The 1262-nt window shown below is 76.1% G+C and carries 1 protein-coding gene; it reads left to right on the forward strand.

All coding sequences use genetic code 11. The features are described 5' to 3' along the window. On the forward strand, window positions 1-1147 hold a 1147-nt coding region (locus tag ACFQ3T_RS36665), incomplete at its 5' end, for an aminotransferase-like domain-containing protein (RefSeq protein ID WP_380730779.1). Between the last annotated feature and the right edge of the window lie 115 nt (window positions 1148-1262).

The following is a 1262-nucleotide window of genomic DNA, read 5'->3' on the forward strand; positions in this document are numbered from 1 at the left end:
GTCGCCGGGCGGCGGCGCGGCGGCGGCCCGTGCCGAGACCGCGAACCCGATGTTCGTCAACCTGCTGGAGCCGCCCGACGGCGTGCTCCAGTTCGCGTGCGCCGGGCCCATGTCGCCGCCGCCGCAGCTCGCCGAGGCGTACCGCCGGGCCGCGGACCGCCTCACCGGCAAGGACATGGGCTACCACCCGTCCGGGCACCCCGCGCTGCGGCGCGCGCTCGCCGACCACTACACCGCGCTGGGCGTGCCGACGACCGACGACCAGGTCCTGGTGACCACCGGCGCGCAGCAGGCGTTGGCGCTGCTGACCCGCGCACTCGTGCGGCCGGGCGACGAGGTGCTGGTGGAGGCGCCCACGTACCCCGGTGCGCTGGACCTGTTCCACGAGGCCGCGGCGGTGATCCGGGCCGCGCCCGACCTGGCCGACGCGCTGGGGCGCCGGAAGCCGGCGCTCGTCTACGCGATGCCGACGTTCCACAACCCCACCGGCGCGTCGATGAGCCCCCTGCAACGCCGACGCCTCGTCCGCGCCGCCGCCGCCGTGCCGCTGGTGTTCGACGAGGTGCTGTCCGACCTCGACCTGGCCGGCGGCCCACCGCAGCCGCCCACCGCCGAGGCGATCACCGTGGCGTCGTTGAGCAAGGTGGTGTGGGGCGGTCTGCGCGTCGGCTGGGTCCGCGCCGAGGCCCCGCTGATCGCCCGGCTGGCCCGGTTCAAGGCCGTGCACGACCTCGGCAGCGCCGTCTTGGAGCAGTTGGCGGCGGTGGAGCTCCTGGCCGACTTCGCCACCGTGCGCTCCCACCGCGTCGCCGCGTTGCGCGACCGGCACGACGTCCTCCGCGCGCGACTGCGCCACCACCTGCCGACCTGGCGGTTCACGCCGGCGGAAGGCGGCCAGACGCTCTGGGTGCGCCTACCCGGTGACGCCGACGCGGCCGGCTACGCCCAGGTTGCCCTCCGGCACGGCGTGGCCGTCCTCCCCGGCGCCTCCCTCGACCCGACCGGCCGCAGCGCCGACCGCCTGCGCCTGCCGTTCACCGACGACCCGGCCGCCATCACCGCCGCCGTCACCCGGCTGTCCGCCGCCTGGCAGGACTTCACCGCGACGGCCCCTCACCGTCGCGTGGTCCCGTCGATCGCCGTGTAGGCGCGCACATCCGTCAGCGCCAGGCGAGGCCGGGACCTCGCCTGGCGCTGATCGACCCGCCTACCGCCTGGTGATGTCGGACTCGGAGTAGAAGCAGTTCTTCCCGTCCGCGCCC

Origin of the sequence: Saccharothrix hoggarensis, assembly GCF_042678885.1 — a bacterium.
Classification (GTDB): domain Bacteria; phylum Actinomycetota; class Actinomycetes; order Mycobacteriales; family Pseudonocardiaceae; genus Actinosynnema; species Actinosynnema hoggarensis.